General features: G+C 46.1%; 20 protein-coding genes. 2 read left to right on the forward strand and 18 right to left on the reverse strand.

Features of this window, described 5'->3' with window-relative positions:
- Positions 1–270: 270 nt before the first annotated feature.
- The 6 genes from FS628_RS28865 to FS628_RS28890 all read right to left on the reverse strand — a co-directional run bounded on the left by FS628_RS28865 (position 271) and on the right by FS628_RS28890 (position 7,426).
- The gene (locus FS628_RS28865) at positions 271–1,695 is read right to left on the reverse strand and encodes an aldehyde dehydrogenase family protein (RefSeq protein ID WP_145326489.1); all 1,425 of its coding nucleotides are present in this window, start codon (positions 1,693–1,695) and stop codon (positions 271–273) included.
- A gap of 176 nt (positions 1,696–1,871) precedes the next feature.
- Complete coding sequence (locus tag FS628_RS28870; RefSeq protein WP_145326490.1) at positions 1,872–2,294, reverse strand: universal stress protein; 423 nt, start codon at positions 2,292–2,294, stop codon at positions 1,872–1,874.
- An 18-nt stretch (positions 2,295–2,312) separates the two neighbouring features.
- Positions 2,313–3,533, reverse strand: coding sequence for an MFS transporter (locus FS628_RS28875; protein WP_145326491.1), 1,221 nt, complete (start codon positions 3,531–3,533; stop codon positions 2,313–2,315).
- Between the two features lie 237 nt (positions 3,534–3,770).
- Positions 3,771–4,223, reverse strand: a complete 453-nt coding sequence (locus FS628_RS28880; RefSeq protein WP_145326492.1) for a helix-turn-helix domain-containing protein — start codon at positions 4,221–4,223, stop codon at positions 3,771–3,773.
- 194 nt (positions 4,224–4,417) lie between these two features.
- A complete protein-coding gene (locus FS628_RS28885) occupies positions 4,418–4,774 on the reverse strand; it encodes an SdpI family protein (protein WP_186328006.1) in 357 nt (118 codons plus the stop codon).
- 345 nt (positions 4,775–5,119) lie between these two features.
- Positions 5,120–7,426 (reverse strand): heavy metal translocating P-type ATPase, encoded by a 2,307-nt coding sequence (locus FS628_RS28890; RefSeq protein WP_145326494.1) that lies wholly within the window; start codon positions 7,424–7,426, stop codon positions 5,120–5,122.
- Between the two features lie 311 nt (positions 7,427–7,737).
- On the opposite strand from FS628_RS28890, the gene FS628_RS28895 reads away from it, so the two are divergent.
- Complete coding sequence (locus FS628_RS28895; protein ID WP_036614212.1) at positions 7,738–8,109, forward strand: ArsR/SmtB family transcription factor; 372 nt, start codon at positions 7,738–7,740, stop codon at positions 8,107–8,109.
- 154 nt (positions 8,110–8,263) lie between these two features.
- On the opposite strand, the gene FS628_RS28900 is transcribed toward FS628_RS28895, so the two are convergent.
- The 11 genes from FS628_RS28900 to FS628_RS28945 form a co-directional block, all read right to left on the reverse strand.
- Positions 8,264–9,424: an AI-2E family transporter gene (locus FS628_RS28900; protein WP_145326495.1), complete on the reverse strand. Its 1,161-nt coding sequence runs from the start codon at positions 9,422–9,424 to the stop codon at positions 8,264–8,266.
- 317 nt (positions 9,425–9,741) lie between these two features.
- On the reverse strand, positions 9,742–10,776 hold the full coding sequence (locus tag FS628_RS28905; protein ID WP_145326496.1) for an LLM class flavin-dependent oxidoreductase: 1,035 nt from the start codon (positions 10,774–10,776) through the stop codon (positions 9,742–9,744).
- 155 nt (positions 10,777–10,931) lie between these two features.
- Complete coding sequence (locus FS628_RS28910; protein ID WP_017690814.1) at positions 10,932–11,243, reverse strand: ArsR/SmtB family transcription factor; 312 nt, start codon at positions 11,241–11,243, stop codon at positions 10,932–10,934.
- Positions 11,244–11,363: 120 nt separating this feature from the next.
- Positions 11,364–11,945 carry an NAD(P)H-dependent oxidoreductase gene (locus FS628_RS28915; RefSeq protein ID WP_145326497.1) on the reverse strand — a complete coding sequence of 194 codons (582 nt, stop codon included), beginning with the start codon at positions 11,943–11,945 and terminating at the stop codon, positions 11,364–11,366.
- Positions 11,946–12,109: 164 nt separating this feature from the next.
- Complete coding sequence (locus FS628_RS28920; RefSeq protein ID WP_145326498.1) at positions 12,110–12,532, reverse strand: MarR family winged helix-turn-helix transcriptional regulator; 423 nt, start codon at positions 12,530–12,532, stop codon at positions 12,110–12,112.
- A gap of 157 nt (positions 12,533–12,689) precedes the next feature.
- Entirely contained in the window at positions 12,690–13,367 is a 678-nt protein-coding gene (locus FS628_RS28925; RefSeq protein ID WP_145326499.1) for an NAD(P)H-dependent oxidoreductase, read from the reverse strand.
- A 111-nt stretch (positions 13,368–13,478) separates the two neighbouring features.
- Positions 13,479–13,928, reverse strand: a complete 450-nt coding sequence (locus tag FS628_RS28930) for a DUF523 domain-containing protein (protein ID WP_260871232.1) — start codon at positions 13,926–13,928, stop codon at positions 13,479–13,481.
- Between the two features lie 68 nt (positions 13,929–13,996).
- Entirely contained in the window at positions 13,997–15,271 is a 1,275-nt protein-coding gene (locus FS628_RS28935) for a hypothetical protein (RefSeq protein WP_145326501.1), read from the reverse strand.
- The gene (locus FS628_RS33500) at positions 15,268–15,402 is read right to left on the reverse strand and encodes an RNA polymerase sigma factor (RefSeq protein WP_440131319.1); all 135 of its coding nucleotides are present in this window, start codon (positions 15,400–15,402) and stop codon (positions 15,268–15,270) included. Before FS628_RS33500 ends, FS628_RS28935 begins: the two co-directional genes overlap by 4 nt.
- Positions 15,390–15,662 carry an RNA polymerase sigma factor gene (locus FS628_RS33505; protein WP_440131320.1) on the reverse strand — a complete coding sequence of 91 codons (273 nt, stop codon included), beginning with the start codon at positions 15,660–15,662 and terminating at the stop codon, positions 15,390–15,392. The genes FS628_RS33500 and FS628_RS33505 overlap by 13 nt, the downstream gene beginning before the upstream one ends.
- Positions 15,663–15,892: 230 nt before the next feature.
- Complete coding sequence (locus FS628_RS28945) at positions 15,893–16,627, reverse strand: class I SAM-dependent methyltransferase (protein WP_145326502.1); 735 nt, start codon at positions 16,625–16,627, stop codon at positions 15,893–15,895.
- A 162-nt stretch (positions 16,628–16,789) separates the two neighbouring features.
- On the opposite strand from FS628_RS28945, the gene FS628_RS28950 reads away from it, so the two are divergent.
- Positions 16,790–18,145 (forward strand): MATE family efflux transporter, encoded by a 1,356-nt coding sequence (locus FS628_RS28950; protein WP_145326503.1) that lies wholly within the window; start codon positions 16,790–16,792, stop codon positions 18,143–18,145.
- 155 nt (positions 18,146–18,300) lie between these two features.
- On the opposite strand, the gene FS628_RS28955 is transcribed toward FS628_RS28950, so the two are convergent.
- Positions 18,301–18,654: a FlxA-like family protein gene (locus FS628_RS28955; RefSeq protein WP_145326504.1), complete on the reverse strand. Its 354-nt coding sequence runs from the start codon at positions 18,652–18,654 to the stop codon at positions 18,301–18,303.
- Between the last annotated feature and the right edge of the window lie 338 nt (positions 18,655–18,992).

An 18,992-nucleotide genomic window follows, 5' to 3' on the forward strand; every position in this document is an offset into this window, starting at 1 on the left:
TATTTGAATAGTGAGAGATTATAAGACTTTCGACAATGCTGTACCGCTTTCATTCCGCTCGCGTTCTGGATAGGTACACCATGCTTAGGTGATATGAGCGGCGTTTTCAAATGAATTGCGGTATGTTAACTATTTATACCCCTCTCCTCAGATGTGAACCCGCAGTCAGTGAAGAATTCGTATGTATTTTTGAAACAGTTTTCCATGATCTACATATGAAAAATCCTGTACCAATATCATGGCACAGGATCATGTGAGAAATGAAGTGAATCACCCTTTATTGAACATAACAAACTTCAATTCCGTCATTTCCTCAACCGCATATTTTACACCTTCACGCCCGACGCCACTCTGCTTCACACCGCCATAGGGCATGTGGTCAACCCTGAACGTTGGAATATCGTTAATCATCACTCCGCCTGCCTCGATCTGATCGACAGCATGGAGAGCTGTACGAATATCGTTCGTGAATACACCTGCCTGAAGCCCATAGATGGAATCGTTGACATGTTCAATGCCCTCTTCAACCGAATCCACGGTATTAATCACCACGATGGGAGCAAACACTTCCTGACAGGATACCTTCGCATCACGCGGAACGTTAACGAGCACCGTTGGACGCAGAACGCCTCCTTCAGCTTGACCGCCTGCTGCTACTTCAGCACCGGCCTGTTTGGCTTCTTCAATCCAGTCGAGCGTACGCTGTACATCCTTGGAGGTTATCAGTGCAGAGACCACCGTATCCGGGCTCAGCGGGTCCCCGACCACCACTTGTTTGGCCGCTTCAGCGAAACGCCGGATAAATTCTTCCGAGATGTCACGATGTACATAGATTCGCTGTAGCGAGATACATACCTGTCCTTGATACGTGAAAGCACCGGTAACACAGCGAGGAACGACTTTGTCCAGGTCTGCGTCCTTATCCACGATCACCGCTGCATTCGATCCAAGCTCCAGTGTCACGCGTTTCAGTCCTGCTTTGCTACGAATGCTCGTCCCCACTGCTGGACTGCCTGTAAACGTAATGTGAGCAACACGAGGGTGCTCCACAAGCACATCACCAATCGTTTTGCCTTCACCGCTCACCACGTTCAGTGCACCATCTGGCAACCCTGCTTCTTGAAACAGATTAGCAATGTAATAGGAAGACAGTGGTGTCTGCTCTGCAGGCTTGAGAACAATCGTATTGCCCGCTGCCAGAGCCGGACCTACCTTGTGAGCTACCAGGTTCATTGGAAAATTAAACGGCGTTATTGCTCCAATGACGCCTAGAGGTTGCCGCATCGTATACCCGATGCGCCCTTCCCCACCTTTCGCTGCATCCATCGGAACCGTCTCTCCAGTCAGCCGCTTGGCTTCTTCGGCAGCAAAACGGTAGGTTTCCACCGTACGGTCTACCTCAGCCCGAGCTGCGGTAATTGGTTTTGCTGCTTCAAGCGCAATGATTCGCGCCGCTTCTTCCTTCCGTTCTTCGAGTAAGGAGGATACCTTATACAAAATATCTGCACGCTGATGTGCAGGCATCTGGCGCATTTTCTTCCCAGCTTGCACCGCAGCCACAATAGCAGCCTCGGCCTCCTCTGCTGAAGCTGAAGAGACTTCTGCCAGTGTTTCACCTGAGTATGGTGCCTGAAGTGCTTTATAATCTACGGATTCGGTCGGTTTGCCACCGATAAACAGAAGTTGTTTTTTCATGAGCTGCACCCTCCATCCAATAATTACTTCAAATCCATAACGGTATGTTACCTTATCTATTTATACACTACTTTTGTGCCATCAACCCACTACAATATGCGGCAATCATACCTTGTAACCTACCTGATGAGCCATAGAGGCGATCTTTAGCCAATGCACTATAAGAATTTCATAGCTTACTTAACCGTCAGGACGGGGCACTCTGCATGTTTTAACACACCATGGCTGACACTGCCCACGATCATCTCTGCAAGCATGCCTTTTCCAGCCGTGCCCATCACAATCATTCCACAATCTCGTTCTCGCGCTACACGGCAGATCTCATTAACGGGATCACCTGCAATTAACTGTGTTTCATACGTGACGTCACGCCCGGACAATAGACTAGTCACTGGTTCTATAATATGTTGCCCTTCTTCAGCAATCCGTGCTTCCAGATCAACACCCAGTGCAGGTTCATTGATGGAAATGGAAGGATTCACATGTACGATCAACAGACTTGCGGGTTGTTTCATATTTTCAGCCAGGATCAGTGCTTGTTCCAAAGCCTTATGCGCATGATCCGAACCATCAACAGCAACCAATATACGTTTCATCATGGCAATTCCTCCTGTGAATTAATGAGATGTAATGGCGGAATCGATATCCCGCAGATGATGACGACGTACCAGCAGTACCACGACACCAATCAGGACCATGAATGCGCCAAAATAAAACGGCGTTTCCGGCAGAAACCATTCCGATAATTTACCCGCAAGCCATGGAGCAAGCGCACCACCCAGGAAACGGACGAAGCTGTATGCAGCGGAAGCAACAGAACGTTCTACAGGTGCAGCTTCCATAACAGCCGTAGTAATCAACGTATTATTAATCCCAAGGAAGATCCCTGCTACAATGACCGCCACAATAACCGTAGTTGGTGAACCCATCACAGTACCGACTGCCATAACAACCAGATCAATCGCGAACAATGTAAGCATGACACTCATGGACGGCACCGATCCGAATCGGCGTTGCAGTCTTGGTGCGACGAATACCGACGTAATTGCCAGCATCAGTCCCCAGCCAAAGAATACATATCCCAAGCCGTGCTCATCCAGATTCATGACATATGGTGAGTAAGCCATCAAGGTAAAGAAACCAAAGTTATACAGGAAGGCGGTAATCGCCAATGTTTTCAGTGAAGGATAACTTAATGCTTTGAACGGATCAGACAGAGAACTGCGTGTTTTTGGTTTGGCCATCTTGGGCAGCATAAACGTAATGCTGATAAAGGCAATTGCCATCAGAACAGCCACCCCATAGAACGGGCCACGCCAGGAGATGGAACCCAGTTCACCACCAAGCAGCGGACCAACTGCAATCCCGAGACCAAGCGCTGCTTCGTACAAAATAATGGCCTTGGCTGTCCCTGATGTGGACAGTCCAACGATTGCAGATAACGCGGTTGCGATGAACAAGGCATTACCGAGTCCCCAACCGCCACGGTAACCAACCAGTGCACCTACCGTGTCTGAGGTACCGCCGAGGAAGGAGAAGATAATAATCAACAATATCCCGCTGAGCAGCGTCCACTTCACACCAATCCGGCTGGAGACAACACCTGTAATCAGCATCGCTACCCCGGTTACAGCGTTATAACTGGTAAATAGCAGTGACACTTGGCTTTTGGATGCATGCAGCTGATCTGCAATTGCGGGCAAAATCGGGTCAACCAGGCCCAAACCCATAAAGGATATGATACATGCAAAGGCGACCGCCCATACCGCTCGCGGTTGGGATAGCAATCCCCCACGTGATGACGGCAATTCGTCCGGTAATGATGGCTCTCTTTTCATACGTAATTCCTCCTGTGAATGATTTATGTGGTGAAGCATCTATTGAACTTGTTGTGAAAAATACTGTGAAAACGATGAAAATATTGCGTTCATTTTCATGAATAGAGGTAACAAAACGGCACAAATGACACCGGAGCCTCCGGTGTTTGTACAGGATCACCACAGGTACTATGGAACTCACGCCATGTAGTGATTATTTGTTTGCAGTTTTGTTTATAACTATGGATGCTAATTCGGTTAGCCGTCTTCTTCACCCTGTGGATCATGTGCCTGTAACTTCTGAATACCGCTCCGAACGCGTTCACGCAGCTCTTCAAGTTCGGTCTGTACAGCATGTATGCTCTGAAGTTTTTGCTCAATCAGCTGCAACTGACCATCCAGTGTTGTTTCCATTGTGGTGAGTTTCTCAATCCGTTCTCTCACTTCGGTCGTCTGTTGGTAGTCAAAACGTTGTTCGTTCAATGCATCTGCCGTAGCCACATAGGTATGTAGCTCCTGAAGGGAGAACCCCAGCACCTCTTTGGCGCGAACCACCTTCTTCAGATAATCGATATCCTCCCGAGTATATAGCCGCGTTCCGCCATCTGTCCGCTGAGGTGAAGGCATGACACCAATCTCTTCATAATACCGAATCGTTCGCTTGGTCAAACCGCATTCCCTGGCTACGTCGTCGATTTTATATAAACTCATTTCCTTCACCTCTTACATATGTCTATAATGTTATGTACATAATTATATATAATATTAACGTTAACGTCAACGTTAGATTTTATGTATGAAGTCTTAGCTAGTTTAACTAACATTCCTTCGATACGCTATCTTCAACGCCAAAAGACCCGCTTTACGCGCGGGTCTTCCGTTCTAAGCTATTTACTCATTGTACTTTAACCGTTCTGTTCATTCTGTTGCTGTTGTGCACGCTGCATTTGCTTCAAACGACCTTCGACTCTGGTAAACAGTCTGAACGTATAGAATCCTGTAGCCACCAGACTCAGAACCAAAGCTCGTACATCTGTAAGCCAGAAACCGATAATGCCAAATATTGTAATGATCACACCAAACTGCATCATCAGGTTGGCGCTATACTTTTGCGCTTCGTCCCATAACTCGGGATTACTCATGGCACGCGGGGTACGATAACCATATATACCGTTAATCATTTTCGGTGGTTTTTTGAACACCATTAACCCCAGAATGAAATAACATACCCCGATGATGATCCCAACTACTGCTCCTGTCAAAACATTCTCCCCTTCACTGTTGTCTTCCATAGACCTGCTTACACTGACACTCCGATGACAGAATAACCTTCCGATCACTGTTACCCCCAGATTTTTTTGATTCCCTATTGAAAGGGGAAAATCGGGGGATAAGCTTATGCTTCCGATGTAGCTTTCTTTTAGAAAGCTTTTAGGCCTAGTGTATGCTTTCGAAGTAGTTTTCTTACAGAAAACTTGTAGCTTCACTTCTTCAAGTTATTTCTGTCCTCTCCGTTCTCGTGTAAATGTCTAGTTAGACTTATCTACATAAAAATATAAAAACGGCTCTACGTATATACGAAGAGCCGCCTCGATCGTTTCGTAAACTTAGATATTCTTCACACGAAGTACACGCATGGCGTTCAGAACAGCAAGCACCGTGACACCCACATCGGAGAATACCGCTTCCCACATGGTGGCAATGCCGAACACACCCAGTAGCAGGAAGATCGCCTTAACACCCAGCGCAAACCCGATATTTTGCCATACGATCATTCGTGTACGCTTCGCAATGCGGATTGCACTCGCTAGTTTCGACGGTTCATCCGTCATGATGACCACATCAGCCGCTTCAATGGCAGCATCCGAGCCAAGTCCCCCCATGGCTACGCCCACATCGGCGCGTGCCAGCACTGGTGTGTCGTTGATACCATCCCCGACAAATACCATTTTCTCCTTCGGAGACTTGGCAGCTTCCAGTTGCTCCAGCCGCTCGACTTTGTCCTGTGGCAGCAATTCAGCATAGACCTCATCTACACCCAGCTCGCGTCCTACCGCTTCACCCACAGCTTTGGCATCGCCTGTCAGCATGACCGTTTTGCGGATGCCGAGCTTCTTCAGTGCCCGAATGGCCGCGGCTGCGTCATCCTTCACTTCATCAGCAATGATCAGATGACCAACATACGTGCCTGCTTCAGCAACGTGTACTATTGTCCCTGCCGTCTCTGGAGTGCTATACGCTATACCCGCCTGCTCCATTAATTTGGCGTTGCCCGCCAGCACTTCCCGACCATCGACGCTCACCTTGATCCCGTGTCCGGCAACTTCATCATAGCCTTCCAAACCTTGCGTGGGAATCACTTTGGCCCAAGCTGCACGAATGGATTCGGCAATTGGATGATTGGAATTTGCTTCGGCAATGGCTGCAAGCTCCATCAGTTCTTCTTCCGTACGTCCACCTTCGGGACGAATGGCTGTTACTTTAAATACACCTTTGGTGAGTGTACCCGTTTTATCAAAAACAACGACTTTCACATCGTTCAACGCTTCAAGGTAGTTACTGCCTTTGATGAGAATACCGTTACGGGAAGCCGCTCCGATGCCACCAAAGAAGCCGAGTGGAATCGAGACGACCAGCGCACATGGACATGAGATAACCAAAAAGACCAAGGCACGATAGATCCAATCGGCAAATGTTGCACCACTAAGTAGCAACGGCGGAACAAATGCGATCAATGCTGCAAGGATCACAACAACCGGTGTGTAATAACGAGCGAATTTACTAATAAAATGTTCTGTTTTCGCTTTCCGACTGCTCGCGTTCTGCACCAGATCCAAAATCTTGGATACTGTTGATTCACCGAACGTTTTGGTTACTTCAATGGTCAGCATGCCGTTTTTGTTCACAAATCCACTCAGTACATCACTTCCGGGCTCCAGCTCACGAGGTACCGATTCACCTGTCAGAGCAGAAGTGTCCACCATGGAACGTCCAGTTCTAACGATACCATCCAATGGTACTCGCTCGCCCGCTTTCACTACAATCCGATCACCAATCCGTACATCTTCTGGAGAAACCCGTTTGGTTTCGTCACCCGAACCCGTCAGGACATTCGCGTAATCCGGACGAATGTCCATGAGCGCCTGAATGGACTTGCGTGACCGATTAACCGCCATACCCTGAAACAGCTCCCCGAGCTGATAGAAGAGCATGACTGCTACCCCTTCCGGATACTCTCCAATGGCAAAGGCACCCAAAGTTGCCACGGACATCAGGAAGTATTCATCGAATACCTGGCCACGAATAATGTTTTTGGACGCCTGGAGCACAATATCTCCCCCGGCAATCAGATAAGCGAGTGCATAGAGAGCAAATTGCGCCCAGCCCTCCAGCGGCGACCAGATCGCGGCCGCGAGCAACACAGAACCTGCAGCAAGACGAGCAAGCAATACTTTCGTCTGTCCTGCACCATGTTCATGCGAGTGGCCTGCATGGGCATCATCATGGGTATGGCTGTGATCATGTCCAGCATGATTTCCGTGATCATGAGTATGTGAGTGTTTGGCATGTGAATGTGAATGTCCATGATCATGTCCGGCATGGTCATGACTGTGGTTATGCGCACCAGCTGCACTCCCTGTGTGGGTGTGCACATGTCCGTTCATATGTTTTCCTTTTTCCGAGATGCGTATATGCGGCTCTAGCCGCAGCACTTTGCGCTTCGCTTCTTCCACTACCTGCTCATCCATATCGGAAGTGGTGTGCATCGATAACGTTTTGGTAACGAAATTGACAGAGCATTCGCTAATGCCTTTAATTTTTTTGACGCCATTCTCAATCTTCAAAGCGCAGTTCGCACAATCCAGTCCATCAAGCAGAAGTTCCCTTTTCACCTGTTCCTGTCCGGTTCCCATGTGAATTCTCCCCTTTGCAGTACAAAAACGATGTTATATTCCAATTACATTCAATATATGAGCATTCATTCATATGTTTGTTTACCCCTATTATATGCACGCCTAAACATGAGTGTCAACAATCGTTGTTGATTTTTCATACAGATTATGCTAATAGTAATCATTTCGCTTTAGACGGTTTTTGGATATAATAGGCGTATAGTTAAACTTTTGCATAAATCCGAACTAGTGAATTCCAATCAGCAATGTACTTACAAATGGTTAAAATCGAATTATGCAAAATGTTGAGTTAACATAGGCGGTGATAGGAAATGGAACAACCGGTTAAAGCACCAAGCGAATGTGATGCAGCCTGCTCAGGCACTGAAGCCGACGTGCAGACGATTCGCACTTCACTCATAGATCGGGAGACCTCTTCCGAGATGGCGGATTGGTTCAAGGCATTCAGTGATCCAACACGTCTACGTATTATTGATGCGCTGTTACAGAAGGAATTATGTGTTCATGACCTGACGGTTCTGCTCGACATGGGACAGTCGGCCATTTCACACCAGCTGCGTTCACTCCGCAACATGCGGATCGTCAAGCGGCGTAAGGAAGGCAAAACCGTGTACTACTCTCTGGATGATGCTCATATTGAGCAGATTTTCCTGCAAACGCTCCAGCATATTAAACACAGCTAGGCAGCAGCCAAGCTTGTTCATGAAGAAGAACCCCCGCCTCTCGGCTATATGCCGATGGACGGGGGTTCTTCTTGGTAAGGGTACCGTTTTATCCAAGATGGATATAAAGTGACTACTTCTTCTAAGTACCGATCAGTTGGACTCGCCGCTTCGATTACAGAAGATTGTTCTTGTTCGGATCATACAGACCGGATCTGTCTTTGAACCAGTTGAAGATATGCGATACACATACTTTCAGCACCGCATATCCTGGGACAGCGAGCAGGATGCCCACGACTCCAAACAGATTACCTGAAGTCAGAATGACAAAGATAATCGTGATAGGATGAATCTTCAGCGTTTTGCCCATGATCTGTGGAGAGATGAATTTACCTTCGATTAACTGCACGATCGTCCATACGGCAACCATCTTCAAAAGCATCACCGGTGAAGTAACGAGAGCCACGATCAACGCAGGTGTAATCGCAATTGCAGGCCCCAGATACGGAACAACACTCGTGAACGATGCGATAATTGCAAGAATCAGTGCGTAATCCAGACCAATGATCATATAACCAATGTAGAGCAGGATACCGATGCAGAAGCTGACGATAATCTGTCCACGAATAAATGAACTGATCTGGTGATTGATGTCTTCCAGCACATGCATTGCACCCGTCCGGCTCTTGAGCGGCAGGAAAGACAGAATTTTTGCCGGCAGCTTCTTGCCGTCTTTCAGCAGATAAAACAGAATGAACGGAACCGTAACGATGGACAGCACAGTCTCAGTGAAAGCTCCGAGGAATCCGCCTAATTTGGTCCAGGTCGAGTTCAGAATTTCTGTAGCCTTCTGGGAGATTGTTCCCCACCAATCCTGAGAATTCAGATTCACCGTCTCCTGGAACTGACTGAACAGTTGGCTACCCGTGAGTTCCTCAAACTGCTGTTTTACCGTCTCGCTGTATGTTGGGAAATTTTCGATCAGCCCCATAATCTGGTTCCGTACAACCGGAATGACTGCCAGCACTACGACTGTCAGAATGCCTCCAATCGCAAGATACAGGATCAAAATGGACCAGCCGCGCTTGATTTTTGACCTTTCCATGACATCGACAATCGGATTCAGCAGGTAGTAAAGTATGCCTGACAGAATAATAGGTAACACAATAGTCTTGATGAGTACCGCGAGCGGATGAAGAACAAAGGATACTTTGGTCAGAACCATCACGTTCAGTCCCACCAACAGCAGAATTAACAGAAATAGAACAAACTTGTTGTTAAGAAAAAATCGCTTGAACCGATCCGGCCAAACGCGGGGTTGCTCAGGTTGCTCCATAGGCGTGTCGTCCTCTCTTATGACCATTAATCAAAACTAAACTGTAAAACTATAAATGCCCCATACACGAATAAAAAAATACCTTGTACAAGCCAACATATGTATAACACTCTGGATTTATACGTATGGTGCTGATTAATCGTTTCAAATTAAACCGATAAAGTCATTTTACCCCAAAATGAGTCTTCTGCCCCACACGAATCATTTGCAAAATCTCCCTATTCAAAAACGGCTCGCCTCCCTGGGAGACGAACCGTAAATTTGAAGCTACAGCTTACCATTAAAGCCAGCTTTTACGCTGAAAATTAAAATTAAGATTAAGCTTTGCCTGCCAATTGTGCGATCAACTCATAGGAGTGCAGACGTGCCTTATGATCATAGATCATCGACGTAATAATCAGCTCATCTGCCTGCGTCTGCCGAATGAAGGATTCCAGCTGTCCACGTACCGTTTCTGGCGAACCGTTAACAGCCGCCTTCAGCGTCTGCTCAACACCAGCCTTCTCGCGGTCCGTCCATTTGCCTTCCATCTCTGCGGGAGGCTGTACCAATCCCGTTGTGCCGCGAATAATGTTCAGGAATTGCTGTTGCATCGTTGTACCCAGCCATGCTGCTTCCTCGTCTGTATCCGCAACAACAGCGTTGACACCAACAATCACGTGCGGCTCCTTCAAGCTATCAGATGGTTGGAAGTTGTTACGATATGTTTCTAGTGCAATCCGGGTGTAATCGGGCGAGAAGTGGCTGGCAAAAGCAAACGGCAATCCCAGCTGACCCGCCAGACGAGCGCTGAAATCACTGGACCCCAGCAGGTAAATCGGAATATTCAGTCCTTCTCCTGGTACAGCACGAACAGGCGCGTGATAAGATGTCGCCGAAGCATCAAAGTATGCTCTGAGTTCTGCCAGCAGCTCTGGGAAATCTTCACCGCTGTTCAGATCTTTGCGCAGTGCCAGCGATGTACGACGGTCACTTCCGGGTGCACGACCCAGTCCCAGATCGATTCTGCCAGGATACAGGGATTCCAGTGTACCGAACTGCTCTGCGATAACTAGCGGCGCATGGTTAGGGAGCATGATTCCTCCTGAACCCAGGCGAATTGTCTTGGTTCCACCAGCCAGATATCCAATAACGACCGAAGTTGCGGAAGAGGCAATCCCCGGCATGTTGTGATGTTCAGCTACCCAGTAACGGTGATATCCCCAACGCTCTGCATGCTGTGCAAGATCGAGACTGTTGCGCAGTGCATCAGCAGGTGTTGCACCTACAACGACGGGAGCCAGATCCAGGATGGAAAGCTTAACGTCATGAATATGTTCTTTATGGGATGAAGCTGTATTTTCTGTAGTCATTACTATCTAATCTCCTTAATGATTATATTTTTGTATATCCAGATATATAGATTTATTATACCGCCATTGGATATGATGTGAAATGAACTAGCCGTTTACATCCGGACGGAATCCCTGCCTGACTATGCATCCTAGCTTCCGTTCCGGCATCCGGCTTATAACTCGTTCTGCACGTACTCGGCAAACTGACGAATTGTCTCTTCGTTCCGTCGATAATACGTCCATTGTCCTCTGCGCTCTGAGAGTAGCAAACCCGCCTTGAGCATGGTCAGCAGATAACTGGATATAACCGACTGAGCCAGTCCAGCCTTCAGTTGAATCGTACCGACACAGATTCCGTTCTTGCCACCATCCGGATGCTGAGATAGTTCCAGCGGTGGAAAGTGTTGCTCCGGGTTTTTCAGCCACAACAAGATTTGTCTACGTGTCTCGTTCGATAATGCTTTGAATATTAGTATAGGTTCCATGGGTACGATTATACCCCCTTTCATTCATTTTGCAAACACATGAACAAACAAACCGACTCTTAATCGAGTCGGTCTGGAATCATATGGAATGTGAAGCTGGAATCTACATCTACTTCCACATTAGAATTTGGTCGTAACCGTCTGTTTAACCTGATCCAACATCGCTTGATATGCTGGTGCATCCAAATATCCAATACTACCAAAGAGCAGATGATCTACGGCTTCAATACCCACAAAATCGAAGATACCTACGTCTGAAGTTACTTTTAATCCAGCAGTCATGCCGATCTGGTCATATATTTCATTTGGTGTACCATGAGTGTTAATGATGAGGCCTTTTTTGCCTGTCAGCAATTTCTCAATTCCCGCTTCACCCGCTGCATAAGCAAAACCATAGGCGAATACACGGTCAACATACCCTTTCAGAATGGCAGGAAGACCTGTCCACCAGATCGGATAGATGAATGTAATGGCCTCTGCATCCGTAACAAACTGTTGCTCTGTAGCGATATCCTGTGGTGTCTGTCCTGCACGCATGGAAGCTGTATCGGCTTCAGTCAGTACAGGTTGGAATCCAAGCTTATACAAGTCACGAACGACCACTTCATGGCCTTGGGCTTCTAGAGCTTCTACAGCAGTATTGAGAATTGCGTTATTGAAGCTGTCTGTGTGTGGGTGAGCATATACGATAAGATGTTTCATAGTGTTAATCCCTCCAGATTGGTTTGAGTTAGGTTGCAATGATTGGTTCTCTTTAATACGTTCCACATACATAGATATCTATTTATGTGAGCAAAAAAATATTTGGGCTCTTCTGCCTCACCCCATCCAAGTCTGGAAGGTTGGCAGACAGAAGAATTCATTCACTATAATCTTCGAACAATAGTGGACAGCAAGCTCTCCAATTGCTCCGATTGTTCATCAGATAGGCCAGCGTAGATGATGTTATTAATCTGCTCTGATACCTGATGGAATATCGGTTCGAGTCGCTTCCCCTGTTCGGTTAGGCGAATCATCGTCACCCGGCTGTCTTCGGCACTCTTGCTGCGTTCAACATAACCGAGCTTCTCCAGCTTATTGACGAGTACCGTCACCGTTGGTTGCGTACGTTGAACACGTTCCGCCAGCATCTTGATCGACAGCGTCTCTTCCCGGTATAAGAACATGAGTACATCCCCATGAGAAGGAACAATACCTGTCACCTCATGCTGTTCCAATTCGTGAACAATCCGTTTGTTGACATGATCTCTGATTCTTGCAATCAGTGCAATTGCGTTGTATTTTGGCATGACCTCATTATATATAGATATCTATGTATTATCAAGTTCTTTTTTTATACAAAGAAAAACAGCCCTTTCCATTCTTATAGCATGTGGAAAATATCGGGCTGTTTCGATCCTGTTGTATTCTAAATGGTTAGATTAACGTTGTTGGTTCATACTGAATTCAGTTAAGCCATTGAGTAACCTTTTCAATAGGTTGTCGGGTCTTCTCACGTTTTGGCTCCTCTGCCCGATAACCGAAGGCTGCCATCACCGAAACGTCCCATGCACCCTTCTCCAGCAAACCCTCTTCTTCCAGAATATGATGGACAGCCTCGCGGTTGAAACCTTCGATTGGACAAGAGTCAATCTCGATCTGAGCCGCAGCCGTCATCATATTGCCAAGCGCAATGTACGTCTGTTTTGACGCCCAATCGAATAGGGATCGTGGATTCTCAAGAATTCTCTGGTTATTCTGAAAATTCCCGTAAGCCGCACTTGTCAGCTCAAATACATCATCTGGCATTCCTTTCATTTCCTTCAGCATGTATTCCGCATAGGGAGAATTATAACTGGCATCTGATCGGGCCAAAATAACAACAAAATGACTTGCTGTTGCCAATTGTTTTTGAGCACCCGAAGAGACTTCCGACAGACGTTTGCGCAGATCCTGATTTTGTACAATCAGAAACTTCCACGGCTCAAAGCCAATCGAACTTGGGGATAATCTGCCTGTTTCCAATATAAATTGGAAATCCTCATCCGCAATTTTACGAGTATCGTCAAATACCTTTGTTGCATGCCGGAAATGATATGCCTTCAAGATGTCTTCCTTTTTCTTTACCTGTGTTGTAACTTCCATGGATCTCCACGTCCTTCTCTTTATATTTTTGTTGTATGTGCGATCGTTAGTGAATCTATTCCGAAAATGAAAAGTACGCACAATATGGTTTCTCAGTTTCAGAAGGGGAATTTATAATTGTTCCATGAATTCTTTCTCCGAAATGACGGTATATCCTTCTTGTCTCAGTAATGCTGAGGTGACACCTTCCCCCTGTACTTTATGATTGGCAAAGCTTCCATCATATATGGTTTTCGTGCCACAGGATGGACTATACTCCTTCAACACAACACACGACACATTTAATTTTTTGGCCAATTCCAATGTCTGATAGGCTCCCTTGATATAAAAGTCTGTGACATCCTTGCCACTTTTCTCGATCACTTTCGCAGTGCCTGCCAGTACGTCTTTGCCCGTACCACCGATAATTTCAGCCGGTTCCCGAGGAGTGGAGAATCCGCCAAGCAGCTCCGGACATACCATTTTTGCCTGCTCCTGCTCCACAAGTTCCTGAATCTTTTCATCCAGACTCGCTGTTCCATTGTACCGACAGGCTACCCCCGCCAGACACGAACTGACCAAATATTTCTTCCTTATCTCCTTATGCTCATTCCATCTTTGAAGTAAATTGTAACATATAAGATCAAGCTCTATAGCTCGCCTCTGGTAATCATCTTGATCTGTCCATCTTCCCTGTATATCACCTGAAAAACATCCGTGCTCGACTCCAGTTCAAATGTGACCATCCCCAATTGCTCAGCATTTTTGTGAAGTTTATAGTCGTTAAAATCAACGTTAAATATTTTTTTAATTATAGGACCAACATTGTCCCTGAGAAGGGATTCATCTATATTATATAATTTCTCGTGATAAGCCTCCATCTCTTCTATGTTGCCTATTTCTTGTTGCTCATAATAATTAGCATCCCCAATGGTATAACTCAAGCCCTTTTTTCCTTCGCTCATCTGTACAAAGTAGTTACTCTCAAAGCTAAAAAAAACCGTATCCTCTCCAAGCTCATCATCTTTGCTTCGACTTGCTCTTACCAGATCAAGATTGGCTTTACCAGACAACGCTTCAATAGCTTTTCTGGCATCCCCCAGCGCCGATTGAGATATTTGATCAGGTCTCAATTCGCCTGTGATCGAGATAGCCTTATCCTGCTGCCATACAATCTCTCCATAACTATTCTCATTTTCTAATGTTAATGTCGTATGTGATATCGGCTCCATTTCCCCTTGCTTCATACTCACATAACGTCGAGCTGATGCAGGTTTCAGGGTTGGAGTACTGCCTATACTTTGCAAAAGCGATGGAACTTGGCGCAGATAACGGTGTTCCAGCTCGCTCGGCTGCATCTCACGTCTCATTTCTAATTCCCGCAGATTGCCTGTGGCCGCATCGAGCCATATCTGCGCGTACTCTTTCTCACTTTCATTTCCAGCCTCTACATATATTCTTCCGGAGACAGGCAAGTCTTCCACTTTCGTAATCCGCAGCTGTTTACCCAGATCATCCCGCATGGTGACCGCAACATTTCTTTTCATCCTATCCGTTAGCAGATTAATACTCAGATCATCGGAATACTGTAACGCTGCTGTAGGATAGACCTGCTCGATTACGGGCTTTACCAGCTGTCCATCATCCCAGATCCACAGGAACAAACCTGAAGCAATAACCAACGCACCTGCCGCTGCAATTAGAGGGGCAGTTCTAGAACGGCGCTTATGTGAAGAGTTGTTGCCTATTCGCTGTCTAGAAGGCTCGGGACGGCCCTCCGACTGATCTCTCTGGCTTCCCATTTCCGACTTTTTCATCCACTCTACCTGTTGAAGCACCTTTCGCTTGTGATCCTCTGTAAAAGGAGACGACGCAAACGGTTCCTTCCGGATTTCCTTTTCCCATTGCTCATCCTTATGTGTCATTCGCTTCGCTCCTCCCAGTGTTTACGTACCTTGTCCTTACCTCGGGAAAGTCTGGATTTTACTGTGCCTGAGCTGATTTTCAACATCTCAGCAATCTCACTCGTCGTAAGCTCATACTTCAGATGCAGCAAAAGAATTTGGATTTTCGATATGTAAACGTCGTGTTCCTAGTAATCGTCAGTAGCCACGTCTTCAGTGAGCACTCTCCCCGATAATGAGCGATCCCTGAGTATGCCTTAATAAACACTTCCTGTGATAAGTCATCTGCCTGCTCGGCACTTTTGGTCAGAAAATAAGCATAATTCCACACATCGTTCCCATAATCATCCATGATGCTGCCGAGTGTGTAATTGTCGATAGTATGAGCCTGTGCCAGAAATTGATAATCCAACTGTTGTTCACCTCACTTAATATGACTGAGTCTATTCTCGTTTGGTTCCCTATTTTGGACATTATTTCTTATTATTGTAGCAAAATAAAAAAACAGCATGTTCAATATCCCTGAACACACTGATTCCTTCAAGTTTGCTTAGATAGAAACCTCTATCAGAAAGCTTTTAGGCGAACGCTCCACTTCCTCATTTTCTTTCTGCCCTCTGGTCTAACGAATCATTTTCATCGTTATACTTTAACCGCAGCAATCATCAGAAACATGGGTCTCCGGTTCTCATCTCGCATGCCAGGAACCTGTTCAATCATTTCCGACGATGGCTTGGATTCAGCCACCTGCCCAATAGCAAACCCCGCCTTAATCAGTTCATTGAGATGTGTTGCCAGTGTGCGATGATATTTGACCACGTCCTGATTCAAAAAGTTCGCCACTCGCTTCCCTTCATCGTGGTAGTCATCCACGGGCCAGTGCAGTATCTCACCTTCGGGTCCATAATGCCAATCCTGCGCAGCACGAGCGGTGAAGATGGGATGTTCAGATGAAAGTACGAACGTGCCACCTTGAACAAGACAGTTATTGATCTTGGCGTAGACCGCGTCTAACCGTTCAATATAATGCAAAGCCAGCGAACTAATCACAACATCAAATTGTCCAGGTGCAAAATCAATATCTTCAATCGCCAGCTGCTTGTACTGGATCTGTGGATCGTCCGTCATCTCACGAGCACGCTGGAGCATATTTTCAGACAGATCTACACCGATCACTGAACTCGCTTGTTGCTCTCGCGCATACCGGCAGTGCCAACCAAAACCACATCCCAAATCCAGCACACGCTTTTCCTTCAAATTAGGCAACAAGGTCTGCAACTCATGCCACTCCCCGGCCGCCTCCAGCCCTTGAATTGAACGAGCCATCTTACTATAGTTGTCGAAAAACTCAGCTTCATCGTATTTATTTTGTTTCATCTGGAGATTCCTCCCGCCTTATGAATATCCACCTACTCTACCACATAAACGATATTTAAACGCAAAAGTTGCCAAGCGAATTCATGGCGTGTTATCATACAGAACGAACGTTCAGTATTATTAAATACAGAATGAACATTCAGTTTACTAACGGAGGTCATTATGAATACGAATTGGACGCATCCATTGGAAGGGCAATCTGTAGGTAAAGCTTTTATTAGCTACCTTGTGCCTTCCGTATTGGGGATGCTGGTGGTTGCTTTTAATTTTATTATCGACGGTATTATGGTTGGACACAAACTGGGTTCTACCGCGATGGCCGGGATCGGCATTGCCTCTCCTGTCTATACACTTTTTGTTGCCATGTCGCTGTGGATAGGTATGGGCGGGGCAACTTTGTACTCCAACGCAATGGGTAGAAAAGATATAACCACAGCCAAACAAATTTTCACCAAATCCATTATGCTCATAATGCTATTCACGATAGCTATTGGATATACTGCATATACCTTCAAAGACAAGCTGGTCTACTCCCTCGGTGCTAACGCTGAGACCTTCCCGTTTGCTTCAGACTACATGAATATCATGTTGTTGTTTGGGTTCGTCTTCACCATTGAGAATGCACTCTCTGTCTTTGTTCGGAACGATGGGAATCCCAACACATCCATGTACGCTCAGATTACATTTGCTGTAGCTAATATCATCATCAATTATGTAACATTGTATGTACTTGAGTGGGGTGTACGCGGTGTTGCCCTCGGTACAATTGTATCGGCATCCCTTGCGTTGCTTGTCCTGTTTACACACTTTTTCAAAAAAACAAATAATCTCAGATTCACCCGGTTCAAATGGAACAACAAACTGCTGGCGTCCCTGCTACTCATTGGCTTCCCCAGCTTTCTGGCTGAACTCGGCATGTCGGTCTTCTCTGTCTCTCATAACATCTCGATGGACCGCATTGCGGGCACGGACGGTGTAGCATCTTTTACTGTATTGAACTATATTCATGGTGTCGTACTGTTAGCGTTCCTGGGTCTTGCATCCGCAGCTCAGCCTCTGGTCAGCTATTATCACGGTGCGAAACAGATGAAACGGGTACAGCAAACGATACGTTTAGCCACCAAAACAGCACTGGCATGCGGTCTACTATTACTGATTGTTGTTCAAATCGGTGCACCTTATTTCGTGCAAATCTTTGGAAACTTCAGTAGCGGTGTAACGGATAATGCCGTTTACGGATTACGCATATTTACATTTGCCTATGTGTTCATGGGTGTTAACTTTGTTATGAGCACCTATTACCAATCTGTAGGTAATGCCAAAATGGCCATCTGGATTACAGCCGCGCGTGAGATGATCATCATGATTGCGTTAATTGCAGTCCTCCCTTCATTCTTCGGTGTGACGGGTGTGTGGCTTGCTGTTCCGTTATCTGAGATGCTGGTTCTTGTCACGATAGCTGTATACTATAGAAAACGATCCCTTACGGATCGGATAAACGCGTTGCGTCCTGAATAACGTTAACAGATATATAACGGCAACAGATAGAAGATAACTAGAACGTAGGTAGAATGTAGGTAGACCTCATAAATAATTAAATAAACAAATACATGAAGCCCTGACCGATCCATATAGATCGGTCAGGGCTTGGTTTTATTCTAACTTAGATGTCATTAGATACGTATATCAAATCGGCCATTACTGTCTGTCGTTGCGTTTGCAATCTCCTTAGGTGTAGCTACACCCATTCCGTTGGACAGAGGTTCGGCAGGTGGCGCCTCCTTCGCAACGGCTGTACCGACTCCTTGAGAACTTTGCTGTGCAATCTGTGCATCAATCTGCTTGATCTGCTGTTCAAGCTGTTTGGTCTTTGTCTTCTTAGTCTGCTCATCATCCTTGCTGGATTGCACTTTCTCCAGTTGAGCCTCAAGCTTCATCTTTTGTTTCTCCAAGCTACTTGAATGGTCCGAACTCGAAGATGACGATATGTAAGATGTAGTGGAACTAGCTGTAGAAGATATATTCATTATGGTTCTCCTCCTCTTTACTTGGCTTCACTATACCCTAATTCGCTAAAACCTACGTTAAATTCAACTGAAAGGTTGCTGAACCAGGCAAGCAAACTGAACTCGACACATGGAAATATATATAATACTAACATTGATTCATGGCCAAATCATTAATACTGAGAGTCTTCATATAAGTGAAGGTCTTGATGCTGTCTTATCTGTAGAGTTTTCTTTCCTAGTGTAAAATAGTAACACAAAAAGACACACTCGATATCATCAAGTGTGTCTTCATATTGCTTGGCGGCGTCCTACTCTCCCAGGACCCTGCGGTCCAAGTACCATCGGCGCTAGAGGGC

Origin of the sequence: Paenibacillus xylanexedens, from assembly GCF_007676705.1 — a bacterium.
GTDB classification, from domain to species: Bacteria; Bacillota; Bacilli; order Paenibacillales; family Paenibacillaceae; genus Paenibacillus; species Paenibacillus xylanexedens_C.

Excerpts from the sequence above, each read along its gene's own strand:
- FS628_RS28905 (WP_145326496.1), bottom strand. The coding sequence starts at position 10,776 with ATGACTACAGAAAATACAGCTTCATCCCATAAAGAACATATTCATGAC.
- FS628_RS28880 (WP_145326492.1), bottom strand. The coding sequence starts at position 4,223 with ATGAGTTTATATAAAATCGACGACGTAGCCAGGGAATGCGGTTTGACC.
- FS628_RS28925 (WP_145326499.1), bottom strand. The coding sequence starts at position 13,367 with ATGGAAGTTACAACACAGGTAAAGAAAAAGGAAGACATCTTGAAGGCA.
- FS628_RS28945 (WP_145326502.1), bottom strand. The coding sequence starts at position 16,627 with ATGAAACAAAATAAATACGATGAAGCTGAGTTTTTCGACAACTATAGT.
- FS628_RS28895 (WP_036614212.1), top strand. The coding sequence starts at position 7,738 with ATGGAACAACCGGTTAAAGCACCAAGCGAATGTGATGCAGCCTGCTCA.
- FS628_RS28890 (WP_145326494.1), bottom strand. The coding sequence starts at position 7,426 with ATGGGAACCGGACAGGAACAGGTGAAAAGGGAACTTCTGCTTGATGGA.
- FS628_RS28870 (WP_145326490.1), bottom strand. The coding sequence starts at position 2,294 with ATGATGAAACGTATATTGGTTGCTGTTGATGGTTCGGATCATGCGCAT.
- FS628_RS28950 (WP_145326503.1), top strand. The coding sequence starts at position 16,790 with ATGAATACGAATTGGACGCATCCATTGGAAGGGCAATCTGTAGGTAAA.
- FS628_RS28875 (WP_145326491.1), bottom strand. The coding sequence starts at position 3,533 with ATGAAAAGAGAGCCATCATTACCGGACGAATTGCCGTCATCACGTGGG.
- FS628_RS28955 (WP_145326504.1), bottom strand. The coding sequence starts at position 18,654 with ATGAATATATCTTCTACAGCTAGTTCCACTACATCTTACATATCGTCA.
- FS628_RS28935 (WP_145326501.1), bottom strand. The coding sequence starts at position 15,271 with ATGACACATAAGGATGAGCAATGGGAAAAGGAAATCCGGAAGGAACCG.
- FS628_RS28920 (WP_145326498.1), bottom strand. The coding sequence starts at position 12,532 with ATGCCAAAATACAACGCAATTGCACTGATTGCAAGAATCAGAGATCAT.
- FS628_RS28910 (WP_017690814.1), bottom strand. The coding sequence starts at position 11,243 with ATGGAACCTATACTAATATTCAAAGCATTATCGAACGAGACACGTAGA.
- FS628_RS28900 (WP_145326495.1), bottom strand. The coding sequence starts at position 9,424 with ATGGAGCAACCTGAGCAACCCCGCGTTTGGCCGGATCGGTTCAAGCGA.
- FS628_RS28865 (WP_145326489.1), bottom strand. The coding sequence starts at position 1,695 with ATGAAAAAACAACTTCTGTTTATCGGTGGCAAACCGACCGAATCCGTA.
- FS628_RS28915 (WP_145326497.1), bottom strand. The coding sequence starts at position 11,945 with ATGAAACATCTTATCGTATATGCTCACCCACACACAGACAGCTTCAAT.